The sequence below is a fragment of the Enterococcus timonensis genome, from assembly GCF_900104595.1.
Taxonomy (GTDB): Bacteria; Bacillota; Bacilli; order Lactobacillales; family Enterococcaceae; genus Enterococcus_J; species Enterococcus_J timonensis.
In genome coordinates, this window is sequence record NZ_FNVY01000003.1 from 328,250 (window position 1) to 350,542 (window position 22,293).

The window sequence follows — 22,293 nt, forward strand, 5'->3', positions numbered from 1 at the left end:
ATGAACGCTTATTTGACAGTTGATGATGGACCAAACAATGTAATGGATGAAATGTTAGATTATTTTGTGCAAGAAAAAATTATAACAATCTTTTTTGTAATTGGGCAAAGAATTGAACAACAAGAAAAAATCTTGTTAAAAGCATTACAACAAGGATTTATCTTAGGAAATCATAGTTTTTCCCATCCAGTTTTTAGCCAGATAACTCTAAAACAAGCAATTCTAGAAATTGAGCTGACAGAGGAGTTATTGAATAGGTTGTATCAAAAAGCTGGAAAAGAGAGGCCAGCAAAACTTTTTCGATTCCCTTATTTTGATCAAGGAGGGGAAAATGCAGTGGAGTTAGAAAAATGTTTAAAATATCATGGTTTTGTCAACTTAGCTCAAACAGCACAACAAGCGACAAATATTACCTGTGATTTTGATTTTCAAGAATATTTGATACCTCAACAGCAAAAAAAGTATTCAGAAATAATTCAACGAGTACGTGAAAAAGATTTTTCTACCCACAATTCTAATGAGCAAAGACAAATCATTCTATAACATGCTCACGATGATTCGCAGAATCTTCATCCAAAGTATTATCAGGAATTATTACAAATAGCGAAAGATAAAGGTTTAGAATTCAGCCGTCCAATATTTAAATCTAGAGAATAATGAAAGAATCAAAGTAAAAAATAATTTAATGTTTGGTAAAGAAATTTTAACTAATAGATTAGCTAATGTTTTCTTCAAACATACAACAATCGAAAGGCCAGCGGGGTATATCCGGTGGCTTTTTTGAAGCTGGCAATAAAGTGGCTGCTACTTTTAAAACCAACAAGTTCAGCGAGTAGTTGAATTTCCATTTCATTTTTATTGATTAATAATTCTTTGGCTTTTTTGAGGCGGAATTGGCGAATGTATTGGGTAGTCGTCAGATGGAAAAATCGTTGAAAAAGGCGATTTAAATATTGTGGGGTAATAAAAACAATTTTGGCCAATTGTTCAACGGATATATCTTCAGAAAAATGTGTTTCGATATACGTTATTGTTGGTTTTAAATAATCAGCAAAAAGTTTATTTTCTAATGGTGGCTGACTTGGGTGTCGCTGACTTAACTCCAGCAAAAATGCATAAGTGGCAATAGAGAAATCTTTAGGTGTTGCATCGCGTTTTTGAATATGGGAAATCATCTTATCAATCCATTGAGAAAAAAATTGGCCGTCTGATACAAAAATAAAAGCTTCATCGGATAAAATCTCATGCATGCGCTCCAAAAAGCGGCCGTTAACAGTCACAAAAGAAGTTTTCCAAGCGGCATTTGATTTACGATAATAACGGTGGGCTAAAAAAGGGGAAAGTAGTAGCCCAGATCCTGCTGGTAATAAAATTTTCTGGTCGGCTAACTGGACCTCTCCTACGCCTTCATTCGTTTGTAGCCAGTGATAATACGGATGACCATTAGGACGGTTGATATCTTCTTGATACCAATCGTTGCCAATACTTTCAATGGCAAATGGCCAATTTTTATTCATAACATCAAAATAAATCGGCATGACTTCACCTGTTTCTTTTTTTTATATCACAAGTTTAGCAGAGAACACTTAATAAAACAAAAATCGCTTATAATATAGAAAAAATAGGAACAAAAAGGAGTTTTTTTAAGTGAAAAAAATTTTATATGGTGGCGACTATAATCCAAATCAATGGCCAGAAGAGATTTGGCAAGAAGATATGCGGATGTTTCATTTGGCGAACATTAATTCCACAACGATTAATGTTTTTTCGTGGGCTAAAATTCAACCGTCTGAAAATGTCTATGATTTTTCTGAATTAGATAAAATCGTTCAACTACTTTCCGATGAAAAAAAAGAAATCGTTATGGCTACATCCACTGGCGCACTGCCGGCTTGGCTTTTCAAAAAATATCCAGAAGTGGGGCGCACCGATTATCAAGGGCGCCAGCATAAATTTGGTCACCGCCACAATGCTTGTCCGAATTCTCTTGTTTATCAAAAATATGCTCAAGCGCTAGCGGAAAAATTGGCCCAACGCTACGGAGATAATCCGAATATTGCTTATTGGCACGTGAATAATGAATATGGTGGCGAATGTTATTGCGAAAATTGTACTAAGGCCTTTCGCGTATGGCTACAAGATCATTACAAAACGTTAGACCAATTAAATGCGGCTTGGAATACAGAATTTTGGGGACACACGATTTATGAATGGGATGAAATCGTAGCGCCTAACGAGCTAGGTGACGGAATGAGTGATTATCGCTCGGCGTTTGCCGGCATGTCTTTAGATTATTGTCGTTTCAATTCTGATGCTATTTTAAATAATTACAAAATGGAACGAGATGCGATTAAAAAAATTGTTCCTCAGGCAGCGGTGACTACTAATTTAATGGGGACCTTTAAAGGCTTGGATTATTTCAAATGGGCTAAAGAAATGGATATTATTTCTTGGGATAATTATCCGGCATACAATACTCCGTGGTCGATTGTTGCTATGAATCATGAATTAATGCGCGGCTTGAAAGATCAACCGTTTCTCTTAATGGAACAAACGCCGAGCCAACAAAATTGGCAACCGTATAATTCTTTAAAAAAACCTGGTCAAATGCGGGCGCAAAGTTATCAAACATTAGCTCATGGTGGTGATTCCATTCAATTTTTCCAATTGCGCAGAAGTGTCGGCGCCTGTGAAAAATTTCATGGGGCAGTCATTGAACATGTTGGGCACGAACACACCCGCGTTTTTGGTGAAGTGGCTGAACTGGGAGAAGAATTGACCCGCCTAGATGAATTGGTTGGAGCAACGTCACAAGCTGAGGTAGGCGTTATTTTCGACTGGGAAAATTATTGGGGCTTAGAATATACTTCCGGCCCGAATATAGATTTGCGTTATGTTGATCAAATTCATAAATATTATCGTTATTTTTATGAAAATCATATTCCGGCGCAAATGATTTCAGTCGATAGTGATTTTTCGAAATATAAATTTATTGTCGCTCCAGTTTTATATTTAATGAAAGCTGGCCTCGGCGAAAAAATGACGGAATTTGTTAAAAATGGTGGCACGCTTTTGACGACTTATATGTCGGGAATTGTTAATGAATCAGATAATGTTTATTTAGGCGGATATCCTGGACCATTGCGGGAAGTCAGCGGGATTTGGGTAGAAGAAATCGACGCTCTTGCTCCGGAACAAACCAATACCGTGCAATTAAAAAATGGAACAAGTGGCACCGGGAAATTAGTCGCAGATTTGATTCATTTGGAAACGGCGGAAAGTCTAGGAGAATACACGAGTAATTTTTACGCGGGCATGCCAATGGCGACGGTCAATCATTTTGGCGCCGGTCTTGCGTATTATTTCGGGACTGATTTAAGTGACAATCTGTTAAATGAAATTTTAGATCAAGCAGTCAGTCAAGCGAATGTTCAACCATTGCTAAATGAAAAAACCAAACTAGAAATTACGCAACGATTTAGTCAAGAAAAAGTATTTACTTTTATTTTAAATTTAAGTGCCGAAGAACAAGTGTTACCAGCTGAATTTGCCGGTAAAGTCGATGTCTTAAAAAATCAAATGCTCAATTCCAAACAAAACGTTCCCGCATTTGCCAGCTACTTAATAGTTGACAAGCGGTCATAAAAAAACTAAAGTAGAAATGTTCCAAAAAAAAATTAAATAGATATTAACCATCACAAGGGGTGCGATAATTGCTGAGATCGAGGAAACTCGAGACCCTTCGAACCTGATTTTGTTAAGACAAACGTAGGAATGTGATGGAGTTTACATAACTCCTCCTTGTATGGTGAAAGTCTAAGGAGGAGTCTTTTTATGCAAAAACAGAAGTTAGTTGTCTGGGTAGAAGTCGCAGTCATTGCGGCATTATGTTACGTCTTGGGATTAATTCCCATCGAATCGGCCAATGCCGCCTTTGATTTATCGTTAGGGTTGATTCCCTTAGTGATTTTTTCTTTACGACGAGGTGCGGGTCCGGCGATGTTGGCTGGGGTTCTATGGGGAACGTTGTCGATTTTAACTGGTAAGGCTTATATTGTAACGGTACCGCAAGTAATTTTTGAATATCCATTTGCTTTTGCTTTTGGTGGTCTGGGGGGAATTTTTTCTATCAAAGTAAAACAAGCCATTTCAAATGATGGGAAAAATAAAAATCTTTGGTTAGTCCTCACTGCGTTAGTCGCTGTCTTTTCTCGTTGGTTTTGGCATTTTTGGGCCGGGGTTTTTATTTGGGGAAGTTACGCGCCAGAAGGACAAAGCCCATTTGTTTATTCGCTAATTGCTAACGGCGGATCGGCCATCGCCAATTCGGTTCTTTTAATTGTTGTTTTACTTTTAATCTCGCAAACGGGACGTTCCTTTAAACGCTTAATTCTCGCCTAATTAAAAAGCTGGACCAAAAAAGTTTTCTTTTTTGGTCCAGCTTTTATTTTTTACATTAATTTTTCCGCCTTTTGCGTATTAGCAAAATGTAATTTCGCATGTTCGCCGAGAAGATCTAAGCCACCTTGTCGCAAAATTTCTGCAGCTACTAAATCTGATTTCGCTCCAGCACCAGAAGGTAAGGGAAGTCCTAGACTTGCGCCATCTTGCTCCAAATAATCTAGAAAAAGTTTGCGAGCAATCATACTGGCAGCTGCTACGGCTAAATGTTGTTGTTCTCCTTTTTCTACAAAATAAAAAGGTTGCGGCCAAGTTAAATTATGAGTTTTAGAATATTTCGTTAAACTAGCTTTGGTGGTAAATGCATCGACTAGTGTTGCCGCGGGTTTCACCGGTAATTCTTTGGCCAGTTGGGTTAAGACATGGTGATGAAAAAGAACTTTCATTTCTACGGCATTGAATTTTTGTTGGTACTCATTGTATTTTTTTGGTGTGACTACCAAAGTTTTATAAGGCAAAATCGTCATTAATTGCTGGGCGATTTCTTTAATTTCGGGATCTTTTAACATTTTGGAATCTTTGACGCCAAGTTTGCGCAAGGTAGGTAACATTTTTTCTTCAGCAAAGGTCGCTACGACTACTAACGGGCCAAAATAACTGCCATTGCCCACTTCATCGCTTCCTAAAAGGGAAAGGTTAGCTAATGGTGGGGTCGTTGCTGTTTCTGAACTTTTTAATCCGAAAAATTTGCTCAGCGCCGCACCTTCTGTTTCAGCATTTGTTCCTTGAAATAAAACTTTGCCGGATAAATAACCGGTGATGGTGGTGCCATTTTTTTTGGCAGAAAATAACGCATAAGGTGGGATCTTAGCCACTAAATAGTCGATGTAAAATTTTTTTGCTGACGCTAATTGGTTCTTATTTAAGAGGATAATCATTTTTCAAACTCCTTTTTCAAATAAACTCATCTTTAAACGAAATCAAACTAAATTCATCTTGCCTCAATTTTTAATAAAACTCAAGGGAAAATGTGTTAAAATACTAGCGAGAACTAGCTTAAGGAGGATTTTTTGTGGCTGAGAAAAAAAGATTTAAAGCTGTGATTAATAATAAAACGTATACGATTGTCGGGACGGAAGAAAAAAGTCAATTAGAGATGGTCACCCAACTGATTAACGAGCAATTAACTGAGGTGAAAAATCTTTCCAGTACTTTAACGACAGAAGATGCCGCAATTTTAGTGGCGGTAAATGCCGTCAATGATCAATTGAAAAAACAAACGCAAATTTTAATGCAACAAAAAGAAATGGCCGAACTAAAACGGGCCAACGCACAAATGCGAATCTTAGAAAATAAAGTTCGTCAAATGGAATTAGTAGAAGAAAAAGCTCGTAATGGCTTAAAAGAAGCGGGAATCGATCAAGAAATTACGAATCCGATTCAAGCCCAACAAGTCTTAAACGAATTACAAAAACAAAAAATTCAACATAAAGCGGGAACCACAGATTAAAAGCGCTAAGAAAAAATAAGCGCTGAATAATTGCAATCAGAAAGAAGGAATAAAATGCTGACAATTTTAATATTATTGATTTTAGCTTTTGCCGTTTATACTGGAGCTAGACGTGGATTAGTCTTGCAACTAGTTTATTCCATCAGCTATCTCGCCTCGTTTCTAGTGGCCCGTCATTATTATCAAGATTTGGCCCCAAAACTAGAACTTTTTATTCCCTACCCCTCAGCGACAATCGACTCAAAATTAGTTTTCTTTGATGAAACATTGAGTCTCAGTCTTGACCAAGCGTTTTACGCGGGCGTGTCATTTCTAGTAATTTTATTAGCGGGTATTTTAGTGACGAGATTTATTGGAATATTTTTCCATTCCTTAACGTTTTTACCGTTAGTTCACCAACTTAATTGGCTAGGCGGTGGCTTGCTAAGTTTTGTAGTAACGTATGTGGCCGTGTTTCTTTTATTATATTTGCTAAGTTTAGTGCCGCTAGATTTTATCCAATCGCAATTTGAAAGTAGCAGTTTGGCCCATTGGATGGTAGAAAAAACACCGATTTTTTCAAAACAAATGTATGATTTATGGATTACGAAAATGATTCACAGTTAGGAAGTGTTTAAATGAATGAAAAAGGATTACAAACTTTAGAGTACAAAAAAGTGTTACAACAATTAAAAAGTTTTACCGTCACCAAAATTGGCGGCGAGTTAGTTAGTAATTTAACGCCAGAAACGGCTGAGAAAAAAATTTCCCGCGCTCTGTTAGAAACTGAAGATGCTGTTAAAGTTTTGCGCTTAAGAGGCGGCTTGCCAGTACCTAAGTTAGAAAATATTCGTCCCCATTTAAAACGAATTGATATTGGGGCCGATCTTAACGGCGTGGAACTCGCTCAAATTACCCGCGTCTTAACGTCTACTAAAGAAGTCGCTGACTTTTTACACGAACTGGCGGAACAAGAACAAGAATTTCACTATTTGTATGAATGGATGGACCAATTATTTTTATTGCCAGAATTAACCCGAGACTTAAAAAGATCGATTGATGAAGACGGTCAAGTCAACGATGAAGCCTCTTCTTTATTAAAACAATTGCGCCAACAAATTAAACGCAGTGAACAAAATGTTCGGGAACAATTAGATAGCTTTATTCGGGGGGGCAATAATAAATATTTGTCCGACAATATTATTACCATTCGTAATGATCGCTATGTAATTCCGGTAAAAGCTGAATATCGCGGTGTTTTTGGCGGGGTAGTTCACGATCAAAGTTCCTCCGGTCAAACATTATTTATTGAACCAAAATCAGTTGTTGAGTTGAATAATCGTTTGCGCCAGCAACAAATTGCAGAGCGTGATGAGGTTTTACGAATTTTATCTGAATTGTCGGCTCGACTTGTTCCTTATGTTAGAGAAATTCGCCACAACGCAGAAGTTTTAGGACAAATGGATTTGATGAACGCCAAAGCCAAATACGGCCGGGATTTAAAAGCGACTATCCCTGCGCTTTCTTTAAATAAAGAAGTCCGCCTGCTTTCTGCTCGGCATCCTTTATTAAATCAAGATACCGCTGTAGCAAATGATTTATTTATTGGCAAAGATTTTCAAGCGGTGGTCATTACCGGACCTAACACGGGTGGGAAAACCATCACTTTAAAAACGTTAGGTTTACTACAAATGATGGGCCAAAGCGGCTTGGCTTTGCCGGTAGCTGAAAATTCGCAAATCGGTATTTTTCAAGAAATTTATGCCGATATTGGCGATGAACAATCGATTGAACAAAATTTATCGACGTTTTCTTCTCATATGACCAATATTGTAAAAATTTTAGCCAAAGCTGACGAAGAAAGCTTGGTGCTTTTTGATGAATTAGGCGCCGGGACAGATCCCCAAGAAGGTGCGGCCTTGGCCATTTCGATTCTCGATTTTCTTGGGAGCCGTTCGAGTTATGTGATGGCAACAACGCACTATCCAGAATTGAAAGTTTACGGCTACAATCGTCCCAATACAATCAATGCTTCCATGGAATTTGATGTGGATACTTTGAGTCCAACGTATCATTTGCTAATTGGCGTGCCCGGTCGTTCAAATGCTTTTGAAATTTCTAAACGTCTTGGTTTAAATCCAGAAGTGATTGAAAGTGCTAAGCAAATTTTAGATGGCGAAAGTCAAGATTTAAATGAAATGATTGCCGATCTTGAAAACCAACGAAAAATGACTGAGTTGGAATATTTAGAAATGCGTCAACATACCACTGAAGCAGAAAAGCTGCATCTTGATTTGCAAAAAGCTTACGAAGAATTTTTCACCCAACGCGAAGACGAAATGAAAAAAGCCCAAGACAAAGCCAATGCATTAGTAGCCGAGGCCCAAGAAAAAGCCGAAACGATTATTACCGAATTGCGGAACAAACAATTGGCCGGGGGCAACCAAGGGATTAAAGAACACGAATTTATCGCTGCAAAATCCGCTTTAGCAGCTCTTGCCACCCACCATGCACCGCTAGAAAAAAATAAAGTTTTACGTCGGGCTAAAAATAAGAAAAAATTTAAAGTCGGCGATGAAGTAATTTCAGCAACTTATGGACAACGAGGCGTTTTATTAGCTCCTGAAAAAAATGACAGCTGGCAAGTTCAAATGGGTATTTTAAAAATGTCGCTACCTGAAAGTGATTTAACTTTAGCGCAAGCTGAAAAAGAACCTACTCGCCGAATCGTCAATGTACAATCGGCCAGTGCAAGTCACGTCGCTACGCAATTAGATTTACGGGGCAAACGTTATGACGAAGCATTGGAAGAAGTAGATCAATATTTGGATGCAGCGATTTTGGCTGGCTATCCGCAAGTGACAATTGTTCATGGCAAAGGGACTGGCGCTTTACGCAAGGGCATCACGGATTATTTGAAAAATCATCGTTCCGTGGCTAAATATGAATTTGCGCCGAATAATCAAGGTGGCAATGGCGCTACTATTGTTTATTTTAAATAGTAGGCAAATAATTTCCGGGAAATTAAGTTTCGATGCTATACTTATGGCGATAATAAAAAGGGGGAACTAATATGTCTGAAGTAATTACCGATGCAACATTTCACGAAACAACCGATAAAGGATTAGTATTAATCGATTTTTGGGCAACCTGGTGTGGCCCTTGTCGGATGCAAGCACCAATTTTAGATCAATTGGCAGAAGACTATGACGAAGATGAATTTCGAATTGTAAAAATGGATGTGGATGAAAATCCAGAAACACCACGCTCATTTGGCATTATGTCAATTCCAACTTTGCTACTTAAAAAAGATGGCGAAGTCGTAGAAAAAGTAATCGGCGTCCACACAAAACCACAATTAAAAGAACTAATCGACAAACATTTAGGATAAGGCTGTGAGAAATTGGGTTTTGGTCCGTAGAAAATTAGGAAAAGGCATAGAAAATTTTTAATTTCCGTAGACTTTTATCTATTTTCCTAGGAACACCAATTTTCACACCGTCAATCAGGATGTCGAAAGTGCATTTAAAAAAAACAAAAAAACAGGCTGTGACGATTTCTTGTCACAGCCTGTTTTTACATCTTATAATTTTTTTCTAGCTTCTTCAGCTTTTTTCACATCCGCTGCATAGTCACGATCTCTTAGACTTGGATCGTTCATGATTTCGGGATTTTCGTGAGAAAAATCTTCATCAACTAAACCATTTCTTTGGAGCGGAATATCTTTGTTGTCTGGAGTATCCACCGCATCTTGAATGACACCAGGATTTTCAGGGTCAATCGGATTTGGAATTGGATTTTCACGATCGGAATCCAACATATTATCGGGAATTTCACTCATAGAACCGGAATCACTAACTACAGGATCGGGGTGACTGCCTTGATTTTGCAAATTAGACATTGGTCCGCGTTGTGGTTCTACCATCGTGGATGGTTCTGACTTAATACCAAAATGCGAGTCACCAGAGACGTCAGTGCCTAAATTATTTTTTCCAGGATCGTCATTGTCGTTTAATGCGTTAGCGCCTTTTTTTGCGATGTTTTTTGCGCCTTCTTTAACATCAGAAACAGCGTCTTTTACTGGATGATCACGATTTTCATCATGCAAGCGATCTTTATCCAGCGTATCTTGTTGATTACTAAAAGGATTTTTTGGATTCACCTCATCTTGAATTAAATCTGGATTGTCGAGATCAGCTGCGTTTTGAATTGGATTTGTCCGATTAGGGTTGAGCATGCCGTCTGTTGGTTCACTTGGTATTTCACCAGGCATTCCTGGAGTGACTGGCGGAATATTTCCTAGTGGATTTTCATTTAAAGAACCAGGTTGGCCGATAATTGTATTAGCAGGGCTTCCTTGGTTTTTTAAATCAGACATAGGACTAGCATCTGATGCTAAATCTGTTTCTGTTGAAGATTCTGGCATGGCGCCAACTTGTCGGTTATCAGTGACCTCTTCAATTAAGCCACCATCTTCTACGGCTAATAAAATTCGCCCTTGAGCCAACTCGTTATAATAAGGCTTCAAAGCTTCTAAATCATCTTCTGGTGTATCAGCACCAAAAAACTCTTTAATTTTATCCCACCATGAAGTTTGCTCTTCTTCTAAAGAAGAAAAATCGGTTTCGAAACGCAAAGATTGATCCTCAAACTCAGCAGCTTGTTCTTTTGAACAAAAAACGATAATCTTTTCTTTAGGTGTTCCTTGGGCAATAATCGTGTCTAGCACACTTTTAGCGGCCAAGACATTGGTATAACTTCCTTTCAGACTTAAAGACATATGGTGTTGCTCCTTTCAAAAAATAATTTTTCTTACACATTAATTGTCCCATGGATATTCAGTTGTGCCAAATGAAAGCCCTGCAGTCTTGACAAATGGATAAATTCCGCTACGCTTAAAATAAGGAGGATGGACAATGAATTTTGAATTAATTTTAGATAACTTAAAAAAATCTCACGAAATAGCAGACGGTTTACAAAAGAAACTTGAGGGAAAATTAAACCTTGAGCAACTTTCTGAAGAAGAAAAAGAATGGTTTTTAGGCACGCGAGATTATTTGCGAGCCTTAGAAGTCGCCACTATGGAAGCGAAAGGCGCCTTTACGCCAGCTGAAATTACACAAGAAGAAATCGGCGAATTGGTAGGGCTTTGGCAAAAAGAATTAGCTAGCCAACAAAAAATATTAGGCGGACTCGTCCAACTTTTACAACAGATGGTCGATGAACCAACAGAAAATGCATCGCTCACTGACGGTCAAGCACGGCGCTTATTAGCTGCTGTTAAAGATATTTTATTGATGAATAATTGGCAACAAAAAGAAACGGTAGAAATTCTGCCAGCAATTTTCCAACAAGTTCCCCAAGTAAAACGCGAAACTGGTGAAAAAAAATCATTTTTAGCCCGTTTATTTGGGAAATAATATAGATTTCTATAGATTGAGGTTACCATGAACGAAAAAATTAAAAATAAACTAGCGCTACTCCCTGATCAACCAGGGTGTTATTTAATGAAAAATGAAACTGGTAAAGTAATTTATGTGGGGAAGGCGAAAATTTTAAAAAATCGCGTCCGCTCTTATTTTACTGGCAGTCATAATACAAAAACGGAGCGACTTGTGGCCGATATTGCTGATTTTGAGTATATTGTTACTGAATCTAATATTGAAGCGCTACTTCTAGAAATTAATCTGATTCATCAATATAATCCGAAATACAATATCATGCTTAAAGATGATAAAAGTTATCCTTTTATTAAAATTACCCATGAAAAATATCCTCGCCTTTTGATTACCCGCAAAGTTTACAAAGATAAAGGCGTCTACTTTGGCCCATATCCAGATGTGGGGGCGGCTAATGAAACTAAAAAATTATTAGATCGACTTTTTCCGCTGCGGAAATGTTCTAATAAAAAAGATCCTTGTTTGTATTATCACCTAGGTCAATGTCTCTGTCCGTACGTCTTTCATACCGATCCGCAAGTTTTTGTGGATATGGTAGAAGAAATTAAAAAGTTTTTCAACGGCGGCTATGTCACTTATCAAAAAATGTTAGTGGAAAATATGCAATTTGCTGCTGAAAATCAGGAATTTGAAAGAGCCGCTGAATTGCGTGATCAAATTAAAGCCATTGATACGGTGATGGTCCGGCAAAAAATGACCAATGCCGATTTAGTCAATCGGGATGTTTTTGGCTATGCAGTAGACAAAGGCTGGATGTGCGTTCAAGTATTTTTTGTTCGCCAAGGAAAACTTATTCAACGAGACGTGCAACAATTTCCATTTTATAACGAAGCGCAAGAAGATTTTCTCACCTATATTGGGCAATTTTATCAAAATCCGCAACATATTATTCCTAAAGAAGTATTAATTCCTAATGATATTGATTTACTTAGTGTCGAGGCCTTGTTAAAAACTAAAGTTTTGCAACCGCAACGAGGCGAAAAAAAACAATTGGTCATGTTAGCCAATAAAAATGCCCAAGTGGCTTTATCAGAAAAATTTAATTTGGTGACTCGTCAATCCGAACGAACAACCGGTGCTTTGGAAAAATTAGGCGATGCTTTGAATTTACCAACGCCAACGCGGATTGACGCTTTTGATAACTCAAATATTATGGGGACGTCGCCAGTTTCAGCCATGGTAGTCTTTATTGACGGGGTGCCAGCGAAAAATGAATATCGCAAATATAAAATCAAAACGGTCATCGGTCCCGATGACTATGCGTCCATGCGGGAAGTCATTTACCGTCGTTATTCGCGGGTAGTTAAAGAAGGATTAGACTTGCCGGAGTTGATTTTAATTGATGGGGGCAAAGGACAAGTGGATGCCGCCCGGGAGGTTTTAGAAAATCAATTAGGACTTGATATTCCCGTGGCCGGTCTAGCTAAAAATGATCAACATAAAACTAGCGAATTATTGTTCGGACCGAATTTAGACGTGGTGCCTTTAAAGCGAAATTCAGCAGAATTTTTCTTATTGCAACGCATTCAAGACGAAGTTCACCGGTTTGCGATTACTTTTCACCGCCAACTTCGCAGTAAAAATACGTTTGCCTCAGTGCTTGATGATGTGGAGGGTCTTGGACCAAAGCGGCGCCAATTTTTATTAAAAGAATTTAAATCATTGAAAAAAATGAAAGAAGCCAGCGTGGAAGAACTAACAATCGGCAGCATTCCTAAAAAAGTTGCCGAAAATGTTTATCAAGCGATTCACCCTGAAGAAAACAGCGAAAAATAAAAACAAAATAAGTTGGGAAAATGTTTCTCAACTATTTTTGTTTCTTAAATAAATAGTATTTTTACAATGGAGGGAAAAATGTTAGAAGTAAGTCACTTAGTCAAAAAATTCGGCAATTATACTGCCGTTTCTGATGTTTCATTTACGATTATGCCGGGGAAAATTCTCGGTTTAATTGGTCAAAATGGCGCCGGGAAAACGACGACTTTTCGTTTGATTTTAAATTTTTTAACGGCTGATTCTGGTAAAATTTTATGGAACGGGCACCCGTTAACTAAAAAAGATTATGATATTATCGGTTATTTGCCAGAAGAACGCGGCTTGTATCCAAAAATTTCAATTGAAGATCAGCTCTATTATTTTGCTGCTTTAAGAGGAAAATCGAAAAAAGAAATATCTCCTAAAATTGACTTCTGGTTGGATCGTTTTGCTGTTAAAGGAAAGAGAACTGATAAAGTTAAAAGTTTGTCCAAAGGGAATCAGCAAAAAGTCCAACTGATTGCCACATTAATTCATGAACCGCAATTAATTATTTTAGATGAACCATTTTCCGGACTAGATCCAGTGAATGCCGAGTTATTAAAACAAGGAATTCTCGATTTAAAAGAAAAAGGTTCCTGTGTTATTTTTTCATCTCATAATATGGACAATGTGGAAAAAATTTGTGATCACTTAGTTATGTTAAGCAATGGAGAAATGGTTTTAAATGGGCAAGTGCAAGCGATTCGCGAAAGTTTCGGCCGGACGAAAGTATATTTAGAAACACCAATCACCAATGAGGTATTTTTAGAAATGGCCGACGTCTCACAAGTTACAAAGCGCGAAGATGGGGTCACTGAAATTACTTTAGAAGATCCTAATGTCGGCCGGGAAATTTTTGATAAAGTGACGATTGATGGCTATATCACCATGTTTAATCAGCAGCCACCAACGTTAGAAGAAATTTTCAAAATGAAAGCAGGTGAAATCCGTGAATAAATTTAAAGTAATTGTTGGCGATGTCTATCGCAAAAATGTTAAAACATTTTCTTTTTGGCTGATGCTGTTAGTGCCTTTTATTATGGCGGGATTTATTTACGTGATTGGCTATTTTTCTTCTGGCGGCTTTAATTCCGATCAAGCTTTAGCGGTGATTAGCGATGATCCACAAATTTTACAAAGTGCGGAAGAAGCATTGAAAAATGATTTTGATTTAAAAGATTATCCCGATGAAGCTGCAGCTAAAAAAGCTTTAGCGGATGAAAAAGTCGATGGCGTTTTAACAATAACCGTGGACCAGCAAAAAGTCAGCGGGCATTTAACCAATACGACTAGTTTTGGCAGCAATGACGAAACAATTATCAGCGCTTTTTTGTCTAGCTACCAACAAAGTCTCGTCATGTCGTCGCTTAATTTAACGCCAGACCAACTAACTGCCGTCCAAACACCAGCGACATTTTCTGCGCAAAAAGTCACTTTTGAAGATGGAAAAGAAGTACCTGATACTCAAAATGAAGATTTGCAATTTGCAGTGGGCTTTGTCTTAGTTATTATTATTTTCTTTGTCATTTTGACCTACTCATCGATTATTGCCCAAGAAGTGGCGGCTGAAAAAGGGACCCGGATTATGGAAGTCATTTTGTCTTCAACGACAGCGCAAACCCATTTTTACGGAAAAATCGTCGGCGTCTTGTTAGCGGCCTTAACCCAATTTGCGGCGTATATTGTGATTGGCGTAGTCGCTTGGCCATTTATTAAAAAGCAAGATTTTGTAGCAAGCTTTATTGGAAATTTAGATTTATCGAAAATTTTCGGTAGTTTTCTTGTCTATAATTTATTATTTTTCTTTGGCGGGGTGATGATTTATTCCGTCTTAGCGGCGCTTTGTGGTTCATTAGTTAATAAAAATGAAGATGTGCCAAAAGCAGTGATGCCGGTGACGTATTTGGCGCTAATTGGTTATTTAATTGGTATTTCCATTGGAACGGGTGATCCGGAAAATATCGTCGTAAAAGTAACGAGCTTCATTCCGTTTCTTTCGTCATTTACCATGCCAGTGCGCTTGGCCTCTGATACAGTGTCCACAAGTCAAATTATATTATCACTAGCCATTTTATTTGGCTCCACTATTTTACTCACCTTATTTTCAGCACGGATGTATAAAGCCAATGTTTTAGTTTATAGCGAGGGCGGGATTTTCAAATCCTTAAAACAATCGTTTGGCATTATGAAAAACGAAAAAGCTTAAAATTTAAAACGAGCACGGCAAATAAATTCACTAAATAAATGCGTGTTCCGTGTTCTTTTTCAACAATCCGGTGTAAAATGAAGAAGACAAAATATAAAAAGGAAGTGAAGTAGATGCAAGAGATTTTATTAAATAATGGAGTCAAAATGCCTCAATTAGGTTTTGGCGTCTTTAAAGTGCAAGATGGAAAAGAAGCTTATGATGCTGTTACTTGGGCACTTAAAGCAGGCTACAGAGCAATCGATACGGCTAAAGTTTATGGCAATGAAGAGAGTGTCGGTCGGGCCATTAAAGATTCTGGCATTGCTCGGGAAGAATTATTTATCACAACAAAAGTTTGGAATGATGATCAAGGCTACGAAGAAACACTAGCCGCTTTTGCCGAAAGTTTAAAAAAATTACAATTAGATTATCTTGATTTGTATTTAATTCATTGGCCGGTTAAAGGAAAATATAAAGAAACTTGGCGGGCGCTTGAAAAAATTTATCAAGACAAACAAGCACGAGCAATTGGTGTGTCTAATTTTCATATTCATCATCTAGAAGATTTATTGCAAGACGCGGTTATTGTGCCAGCGGTGGATCAAATCGAACTCCATCCCACATTAAGTCAAGTCCCATTGCGGACGTGGCTGGCGCGTCACGATATTGCCGTCGAATGTTGGGGACCATTAGGACAAGGGAGTGATTTGAAAAATCCCGAACTCCTGAAAATCGCCGAAAAATATCAAAAATCAGTGGCCCAAGTCATTATTCGTTGGCACTTACAACATGGCTTTTTGGTCATTCCAAAATCCAGTCATGAAGTACGAATTGCTGAAAATTTTAATGTGTTTGATTTTGAATTAGATAAAGTCGACATCGAAGCCATCGACAAATTAAATACCGATGATCGCCAAGGAACCAACCCTGACGATTACGATAAACGCTAGGAGGAAAAAAATGTATCAAGCAAATGAAGCACGTTATGATTCCATGGTTTACAATCGCGTCGGAAAATCCGGCTTAAAAATTCCCGCTCTTTCACTAGGTTTATGGCATAATTTTGGCGATACGGATTTAATTGAAAATCAACGGGCGATTTTACACCGGGCATTTGATTTAGGAATTACTCATTTTGATTTAGCTAATAATTATGGTCCAGAAGCTGGTAGTGCTGAAAAAAATTTCGGGCGGATTTTTAAAGAAGATTTCAAATCTTACCGGGATGAATTAATTATTTCTAGTAAAGCCGGCTATCATATGTGGTCCGGGCCTTATGGTGAATGGGGTTCTCGTAAATATATTATTTCCTCAGCTGATCAAAGTTTAAAACGGACTGGTCTAGATTATTTTGATATTTTTTATTCCCACCGTCCAGATCCTGAAACGCCTTTTGAAGAAACTGCCTTAGCGTTAGATCAATTGGTGAAAAGTGGTAAAGCTCTTTATATTGGGATTTCTAATTATTCTGCTGAACAAACGCGGGAAATCGGGAAAATTTTCAAAGAGTTAAAAACACCATTTATTATTCATCAACCGCGCTACAACATGATGGATCGTTGGATTGAAGAGGGTTTAACCGATGAATTGTTAGAACAAGGAAAATCAGCGATTGTCTTTTCTCCATTGGCTCAAGGGTTATTGACTAACCGTTATTTACACGGCATTCCTGAAGATTCACGCGCGCGTCGTTCAGATTCACCATTTTTAACTGAAGACAGAGTAGAAGAAACTTTAGCTAAAGTGAAAAAATTAAACGATGTGGCTGAAAAACGCGGCCAAACATTAGCAGAAATGGCTTTAGCTTGGAATTTGCAAAATCCAGCTGTCGCTTCTGTTTTAATCGGAGCCAGCCGAGTAAGCCAATTAGAAGATAATGTAAAAGCATTAAACAATCTTGATTTTTCTAAAGAAGAATTAACAACGATTGATAACGTTTTAAAATAAATGAACGAACAAAAAGTGGCGACAAAAAAAGTAAATTTTTTTTGTCGCGGCTTTTTTAAATGTTGTTCCTTTGCCATAAATCTGAACTATTTTCCAAAATATCTTGGCAAGGTTTTATTTGTTTGTTATACTTATTTATGTAATTAAATAATATCGAGGTTGGGCGCAAGCTTTCAAGGATTATGTTTCTCAAGGGGCTAAGAGAAACTTTTATTTGGACGTGAAGGTAAGCTCGAATCAAAAATTCCGCGCTACTTTCTAATGAAGGTTGGCGCTTTTTTGTATTTTGGAGGTGAAAGAAATGGCAAGAGAAGTATTGGAACAAATTAAAGCCGCCGAATTAAGAAATCACAAAAACTGGGCAGCGGCCCAAGAAGAAGTGGCGCAACTTGTCACAACACAAGAAGCGCAATTAAATGCAGCGCAAAAGAAACATCATGACCAACTGCAAGAAGAATTAGCCGTGTTAAAAGAAAAATTAACCGCTGAACTAAAAGAAAAACAAGCGCATCTTTTTTCTAATCAACAAGAGGCCCAGGCACATTTTGAAGCACTATATGAAAAAAATGCCCCTGAGGCAACTCAATATATTATTGCGAAAGTGAGGGAGAATTATGGCCGTTAGCCAAATGGAAAAAATTTCCGTCATTGGCCCGCTAGGCTTGGAAGAAAAAGTATTACAAATTATCCAAGGAATGCGCAATGTCGAATTAATTTCTGCCAACAACAATCTTTCCAATGACGAAATTTTGACACCGTACACGACACCTGATCAAGAAGATGAAAATGCTGAAGCGTCTGACGTTAAAGAAACTTCTGTTGATTACAATCGATTGCTGAAACGCGTGCAAGATGCACTTGTCTTTTTAAAACGCTATTCACCTGATGACAAACAATCGACTTTAAAACGAAAAAATGTCACGATGGATCAACTGCAAGCAAGCTATCATGAAAAAGAGTTATTAGAAAAATTAGCTGAAATTGAACAATTGTCCAATCAATTACAAATATTTGCTAGCCAAAAAAAAGAATTATCCGTCCAAGAAAATGAATTTGCTCGCTGGCAGTATTTAGATGTCTTACCAAAAAATACCAACCTCGATAGCACCCGTGTGGTGATTGGGATCATTAATAACAAAAATCAAGAACTCTTCGCCGCCGGTCTTACTCAAATTCCGGATATTTACACCGAAGAAGTGTATAGCTCGCCACATCATAATTATTATTTCTTGTTGTATTTGCAAGATCAGCAAGTAGCCGTTAGCCAGCTATTAGATCAAGTGAGCTTCAAGACGGTTAATTATCCGTATGACGTCACACCGAAAGAACAATATAAAATAATTAAACAAGAACTGGCGGACATTTCTAAAAAAGAAAGCAAGTTAAAAAAAGAAATTGGCAATCTCGCCAAAGAAATCGCCTCTTTATCATTGGCTGAAGAAGTGATTTTAGCAAGTCAACAAAGACAAGCTGCCCGAACTTTAATGGCCAAATCAGAAGATCTGTTTGTCTTAGAAGGCTGGCTTCCTAAAGAAAATCAAGCCAATATATTAGCAGCTCTTCACGAAAAAATTCCGCAAGATAACATCGTAGTAGAATTTTCTGATGCGATTAAAGGCGAGGACGTTCCAACGCATTTAAAAAATAATCGCTTAGTAGCGCCTTTTGAAATGCTGACGGAAATGTATTCTTTACCTAAATATGATGAAGTAGATCCGACACCTTTAATGACGCCATTTTATTTAGTCTTTTTCGGTATGATGGTAGCCGACATTGGTTATGGACTAGTGATGTTAATTGGTACTCTTATTGCTCGACGTTTCTTTGTTTTAAAACGAGGGATGACTCGTTTTGTGGACTTCTTTATGATTTTATCGATTCCAACCATTTTATGGGGCTTAATTTACGGCTCGTTTTTTGGCGCCAGTTTGCCGGCACCATTTCCAATTTTGTCCACTACTGATGATGTAACAACGATTTTATTATTATCGGTGGTTTTCGGCTTTATCCAAATTATGTTTGGACTTTTAGTCAATGGCGTTTTACACATTCGAAAAAAAGAATATCTCAATGCTGTCAAAGAGGGCTTTGCTTGGCAAGGTTTATTAATCGGCTTAGTGATTGCTCTTTTAGGCCAAATGATTTTACACAATTCCACTATTTTATATTTAGGAATTATTGTGGCGGCTTTATGTGCCTTGTCGATTGTCACTATTCCCATTTTCCAAAGTACTTCCAAATTAAAAGGCTTAGCCAAAGGTGTTTACGGCTTATACGGAGTCACCGGTTATATTGGAGATTTAGTAAGTTACACTCGACTAATGGCTTTAGGAATTTCTGGGGGGAGTATTGCCGCAGCATTTAATATGCTAGTCGGATACATGCCGCCAGTCGTTCGTTTCACATTTGGGGTGGTTTTAATTATCGGTTTACAAGCTTTAAATTTATTTTTGTCATTACTTAGTGCTTATGTCCATGGCGCGCGTCTCCAATATGTAGAGTTTTTCGGAAAATTTTTCACAGGCGGCGGTCGGGTATTCAAACCTTTCACGACGCAAGAAAAATATATCAATGTTGAAAATAAAACTAAAAAAGAAGAAATTGCGAGGAAAAAATAATGATGGATTATATGATTTCAAACGGTGGGATTTTTTTCACTGTCTTAGGGATGGCAGTGGCAACTATTTTTAGTGGGATTGGTTCTGCAAAAGGTGTGGGGATGACTGGTGAAGCAGCCGCTGCACTAACAACGGAACAACCAGAAAAATTCGGTCAAGCGCTGATTTTACAACTATTACCAGGTACCCAAGGATTGTACGGTTTCGTAATCGCCTTTATTATTTTCTTAGGCGTTTCAAGTGATTTAACTTTGACACAAGGTCTTGAATATTTTGTCGCTAGCTTACCTGTGGCATTCACCGGACTTTTCTCGGCGATTTCTCAAGGTCGGGTGGCTTCAGCCGGGATCCAAATTTTAGCTAAAAAACCAGAACATGCTACTAAAGGGATTATTTTTGCGGCCATGGTAGAAACTTACGCTATTTTAGGATTCGTTATTTCCTTCTTGCTAGTTACGAACGTTTAGGAGGAGAAAAATGGATGCTGTAGAAAAAATGGTGGCCCAAGTTTTAGCTAAGGGCCAACAGAAAGTAGAAGATTACTTAAAAAAAGAAAAAAATCGCCAGTTTACTGAAACCCAACAACAACTTGTAGAGCTGGAAAAAGCAGCAAAAGTTACTGCTGATAAAAGTAAAAAAGCACTGGAAAAAGATTTCGCTCAAGAATATTCTCGCCAAGAAACTACTTTTCGCCGGGAAACGTTAAATATCAAACAAGATTATTTAACGAAACTTTTTGAAGAGGCGATTACTGCTATGAATCAATGGCCTAAAGAAACTTATCAAGAATTTTGCACCCAAGGCATATTACAAGTGCCGGATGCCAAAAATTCAGTAGTTATTTTAGGTGAATATGCCAAAGACAAGCTAGATGACACGTGGCTAGCCAAAGTCAACGCCCAAAAACAATTTCCTTTGACTTTTTCAGAAACTTTTGAAAAAAAACAAGGTGGCTTTGTAGTGGATCAAGAAGGCGTAGAATATAATTTCTTATTTTCTGCATTAGTAAACGAACTAAAAGAAACCGAAAGTTTTACGATTGCTGAAATTTTGTTTAAAGAAAGCTGAGGGGACTTATGCAAAAAGATACACTTTATAATCAAGTCAATCCTCTGGTAAGAGTAAAAGAAGACGAATTGTTAAAAAGATCCACCTGGCAATCTTTAGAAAATGCCACTAGTCTTTCCGCGGTGCAAAAAATTCTATCTACAACTATTTATGCGCCCTATGTTCGGCAAAAAGATTTTCAACTTACTTTTGAAGACACGCTGCAACAGATGCGCAACGAATTTTTTTCGTGGGCGTATGAAGTTGCTCCAGAAAAAGAATTGGTGGATTTATTTACTTTAAGATATACGCATCATAATTTAAAAGTGTTAACTAAAGCAGAATTTACCGGCCAAAACCTTGATGATTTATTGATTGAAGATGGACGGTTTACCTTTGACCAATTAAAATCAGCAGTTCATACGAAAGCTTCCAGTATTTTGCCGGATTATTTAGTCGCTGGCATTCAAGAAGTGGCGGATTATTTTGCAGAAGGGAAAATTTTGCAAGGGATTGATATTATTTACGACCGACTTTATTTAACGCAAATTAAAAAAATTGCCGTTGAGTTAAATTATCCCGAGCTATTAAATGAAGTGACTAGTTTTATTGATTTAAGTAATATTATGATCACCGCCCGGGCGATTAAGCAAAAACAAACGCCGACATTTTTATCGACAGTCTTATCTAGCTCAGGAAAAATTGAAAAAAGCGAATACTTAGAATTTAGCGGCGCAACTTTGGCAGAATTTACCCAGTATTTATTAAATTCAAGCTATCACGAATTGATTTCCTTAAGTTTGGATAACGCTGTTCTTTCTTTATCGAAAATGGCGGTATTGCGGGATGATTATTTGTCCAATATGTTTACCAAAAGTAAAACAATTGCCTTTGGACCGTTGCCGTTATTGGCGTTAATTAATGCAAAAGAGTTAGAAGAAAAAAATCTGCGGTTAATTGTCACCGGGATGAACAATCGTTTTTCTAAAGAATTGATTGCTGAAAGGATGCGGGGAAATCATGAGCTATAAAATCGGCGTGATTGGCGATAAAGATTCAGTATTGCCATTTAAATTATTTGGCTTTGACGTCCGTTTTAGTTATGATGCCGCCAATAGCACAGCTCTTCTTAATGAAATGGCTGAAAAAAATTATGGCATAATTTATATTACTGAACCTGAAGCTGCTAAAATTCCGGAAGTAATTGCTCGTTTTCAAGAGAAGATGACCCCAGCAGTTATTTTAATTCCTAATCATGCCGGTTCATTAGGCATTGGGCAAGGAAGCATTCAAGAAAATGTGGAAAAAGCAGTAGGACAAAATATCTTACAACCAAAGGAGTAACAT

22 protein-coding genes and 1 riboswitch are annotated in these 22,293 nt (G+C 37.6%); of the genes, 19 read left to right on the forward strand and 3 right to left on the reverse strand.

The window, feature by feature from the left end; genetic code table 11:
- The gene (locus BQ5341_RS03375) at positions 1-543 is read left to right on the forward strand and encodes a polysaccharide deacetylase family protein (RefSeq protein ID WP_071130634.1); all 543 of its coding nucleotides are present in this window, start codon (positions 1-3) and stop codon (positions 541-543) included.
- 188 nt (positions 544-731) lie between these two features.
- On the opposite strand, the gene BQ5341_RS03380 is transcribed toward BQ5341_RS03375, so the two are convergent.
- The gene (locus tag BQ5341_RS03380; protein ID WP_071130635.1) at positions 732-1,538 is read right to left on the reverse strand and encodes an AraC family transcriptional regulator; all 807 of its coding nucleotides are present in this window, start codon (positions 1,536-1,538) and stop codon (positions 732-734) included.
- A 109-nt stretch (positions 1,539-1,647) separates the two neighbouring features.
- Here BQ5341_RS03380 and BQ5341_RS03385 point away from each other — a divergent pair, with 109 nt between their 5' ends.
- Together BQ5341_RS03385 and thiT are read left to right on the forward strand one after the other, a co-directional pair.
- Positions 1,648-3,645: a beta-galactosidase gene (locus tag BQ5341_RS03385; RefSeq protein ID WP_071130636.1), complete on the forward strand. Its 1,998-nt coding sequence runs from the start codon at positions 1,648-1,650 to the stop codon at positions 3,643-3,645.
- 45 nt (positions 3,646-3,690) lie between these two features.
- A riboswitch (TPP riboswitch) is annotated at positions 3,691-3,792 on the forward strand.
- Positions 3,793-3,834: 42 nt separating this feature from the next.
- Positions 3,835-4,401 (forward strand): energy-coupled thiamine transporter ThiT, encoded by a 567-nt coding sequence (gene thiT, locus BQ5341_RS03390; protein WP_071130637.1) that lies wholly within the window; start codon positions 3,835-3,837, stop codon positions 4,399-4,401.
- A 50-nt stretch (positions 4,402-4,451) separates the two neighbouring features.
- Here thiT and rnhC read toward each other — a convergent pair whose 3' ends face one another.
- Complete coding sequence (rnhC, locus tag BQ5341_RS03395) at positions 4,452-5,339, reverse strand: ribonuclease HIII (protein WP_071130638.1); 888 nt, start codon at positions 5,337-5,339, stop codon at positions 4,452-4,454.
- Positions 5,340-5,473: 134 nt separating this feature from the next.
- Here rnhC and BQ5341_RS03400 point away from each other — a divergent pair, with 134 nt between their 5' ends.
- The 4 genes from BQ5341_RS03400 (at position 5,474) to trxA (ending at position 9,281) form a co-directional block, all read left to right on the forward strand.
- On the forward strand, positions 5,474-5,911 hold the full coding sequence (locus tag BQ5341_RS03400; RefSeq protein ID WP_071130639.1) for a cell division protein ZapA: 438 nt from the start codon (positions 5,474-5,476) through the stop codon (positions 5,909-5,911).
- A gap of 54 nt (positions 5,912-5,965) precedes the next feature.
- The gene (locus BQ5341_RS03405; RefSeq protein WP_071130640.1) at positions 5,966-6,517 is read left to right on the forward strand and encodes a CvpA family protein; all 552 of its coding nucleotides are present in this window, start codon (positions 5,966-5,968) and stop codon (positions 6,515-6,517) included.
- 11 nt (positions 6,518-6,528) lie between these two features.
- Positions 6,529-8,892, forward strand: coding sequence for an endonuclease MutS2 (locus BQ5341_RS03410; protein ID WP_071130641.1), 2,364 nt, complete (start codon positions 6,529-6,531; stop codon positions 8,890-8,892).
- A 71-nt stretch (positions 8,893-8,963) separates the two neighbouring features.
- Entirely contained in the window at positions 8,964-9,281 is a 318-nt protein-coding gene (gene trxA / locus BQ5341_RS03415; RefSeq protein ID WP_071130642.1) for a thioredoxin, read from the forward strand.
- 192 nt (positions 9,282-9,473) lie between these two features.
- On the opposite strand, the gene BQ5341_RS03420 is transcribed toward trxA, so the two are convergent.
- The gene (locus tag BQ5341_RS03420; protein WP_071130643.1) at positions 9,474-10,670 is read right to left on the reverse strand and encodes a general stress protein; all 1,197 of its coding nucleotides are present in this window, start codon (positions 10,668-10,670) and stop codon (positions 9,474-9,476) included.
- 136 nt (positions 10,671-10,806) lie between these two features.
- Here BQ5341_RS03420 and BQ5341_RS03425 point away from each other — a divergent pair, with 136 nt between their 5' ends.
- The 12 genes from BQ5341_RS03425 to BQ5341_RS03480 all read left to right on the forward strand — a co-directional run bounded on the left by BQ5341_RS03425 (position 10,807) and on the right by BQ5341_RS03480 (position 22,290).
- On the forward strand, positions 10,807-11,310 hold the full coding sequence (locus tag BQ5341_RS03425) for a hypothetical protein (RefSeq protein WP_071130644.1): 504 nt from the start codon (positions 10,807-10,809) through the stop codon (positions 11,308-11,310).
- 27 nt (positions 11,311-11,337) lie between these two features.
- A complete protein-coding gene (uvrC, locus tag BQ5341_RS03430) occupies positions 11,338-13,125 on the forward strand; it encodes an excinuclease ABC subunit UvrC (protein WP_071130645.1) in 1,788 nt (595 codons plus the stop codon).
- A gap of 78 nt (positions 13,126-13,203) precedes the next feature.
- Positions 13,204-14,103, forward strand: a complete 900-nt coding sequence (locus BQ5341_RS03435) for an ABC transporter ATP-binding protein (protein ID WP_071130646.1) — start codon at positions 13,204-13,206, stop codon at positions 14,101-14,103.
- Positions 14,096-15,352 (forward strand): ABC transporter permease, encoded by a 1,257-nt coding sequence (locus BQ5341_RS03440; protein ID WP_071130647.1) that lies wholly within the window; start codon positions 14,096-14,098, stop codon positions 15,350-15,352. Before BQ5341_RS03435 ends, BQ5341_RS03440 begins: the two co-directional genes overlap by 8 nt.
- Positions 15,353-15,465: 113 nt before the next feature.
- Positions 15,466-16,284 carry an aldo/keto reductase gene (locus BQ5341_RS03445; RefSeq protein ID WP_071130648.1) on the forward strand — a complete coding sequence of 273 codons (819 nt, stop codon included), beginning with the start codon at positions 15,466-15,468 and terminating at the stop codon, positions 16,282-16,284.
- Positions 16,285-16,294: 10 nt separating this feature from the next.
- Positions 16,295-17,281, forward strand: coding sequence for an L-glyceraldehyde 3-phosphate reductase (gene mgrA / locus BQ5341_RS03450; protein ID WP_071130649.1), 987 nt, complete (start codon positions 16,295-16,297; stop codon positions 17,279-17,281).
- A 301-nt stretch (positions 17,282-17,582) separates the two neighbouring features.
- The gene (locus BQ5341_RS03455; RefSeq protein ID WP_071130650.1) at positions 17,583-17,906 is read left to right on the forward strand and encodes a hypothetical protein; all 324 of its coding nucleotides are present in this window, start codon (positions 17,583-17,585) and stop codon (positions 17,904-17,906) included.
- Positions 17,896-19,899 (forward strand): V-type ATP synthase subunit I, encoded by a 2,004-nt coding sequence (locus BQ5341_RS03460; RefSeq protein WP_071130651.1) that lies wholly within the window; start codon positions 17,896-17,898, stop codon positions 19,897-19,899. Before BQ5341_RS03455 ends, BQ5341_RS03460 begins: the two co-directional genes overlap by 11 nt.
- A complete protein-coding gene (locus BQ5341_RS03465; protein ID WP_071130652.1) occupies positions 19,899-20,366 on the forward strand; it encodes a V-type ATP synthase subunit K in 468 nt (155 codons plus the stop codon). Before BQ5341_RS03460 ends, BQ5341_RS03465 begins: the two co-directional genes overlap by 1 nt.
- A 10-nt stretch (positions 20,367-20,376) precedes the next feature.
- Positions 20,377-20,967 carry a hypothetical protein gene (locus BQ5341_RS03470; protein ID WP_071130653.1) on the forward strand — a complete coding sequence of 197 codons (591 nt, stop codon included), beginning with the start codon at positions 20,377-20,379 and terminating at the stop codon, positions 20,965-20,967.
- Positions 20,968-20,975: 8 nt separating this feature from the next.
- Positions 20,976-21,977 (forward strand): V-type ATPase subunit, encoded by a 1,002-nt coding sequence (locus BQ5341_RS03475; protein WP_071130654.1) that lies wholly within the window; start codon positions 20,976-20,978, stop codon positions 21,975-21,977.
- Positions 21,967-22,290: a V-type ATP synthase subunit F gene (locus BQ5341_RS03480; protein ID WP_071130655.1), complete on the forward strand. Its 324-nt coding sequence runs from the start codon at positions 21,967-21,969 to the stop codon at positions 22,288-22,290. The genes BQ5341_RS03475 and BQ5341_RS03480 overlap by 11 nt, the downstream gene beginning before the upstream one ends.
- The last annotated feature ends 3 nt before the right edge of the window (positions 22,291-22,293 follow it).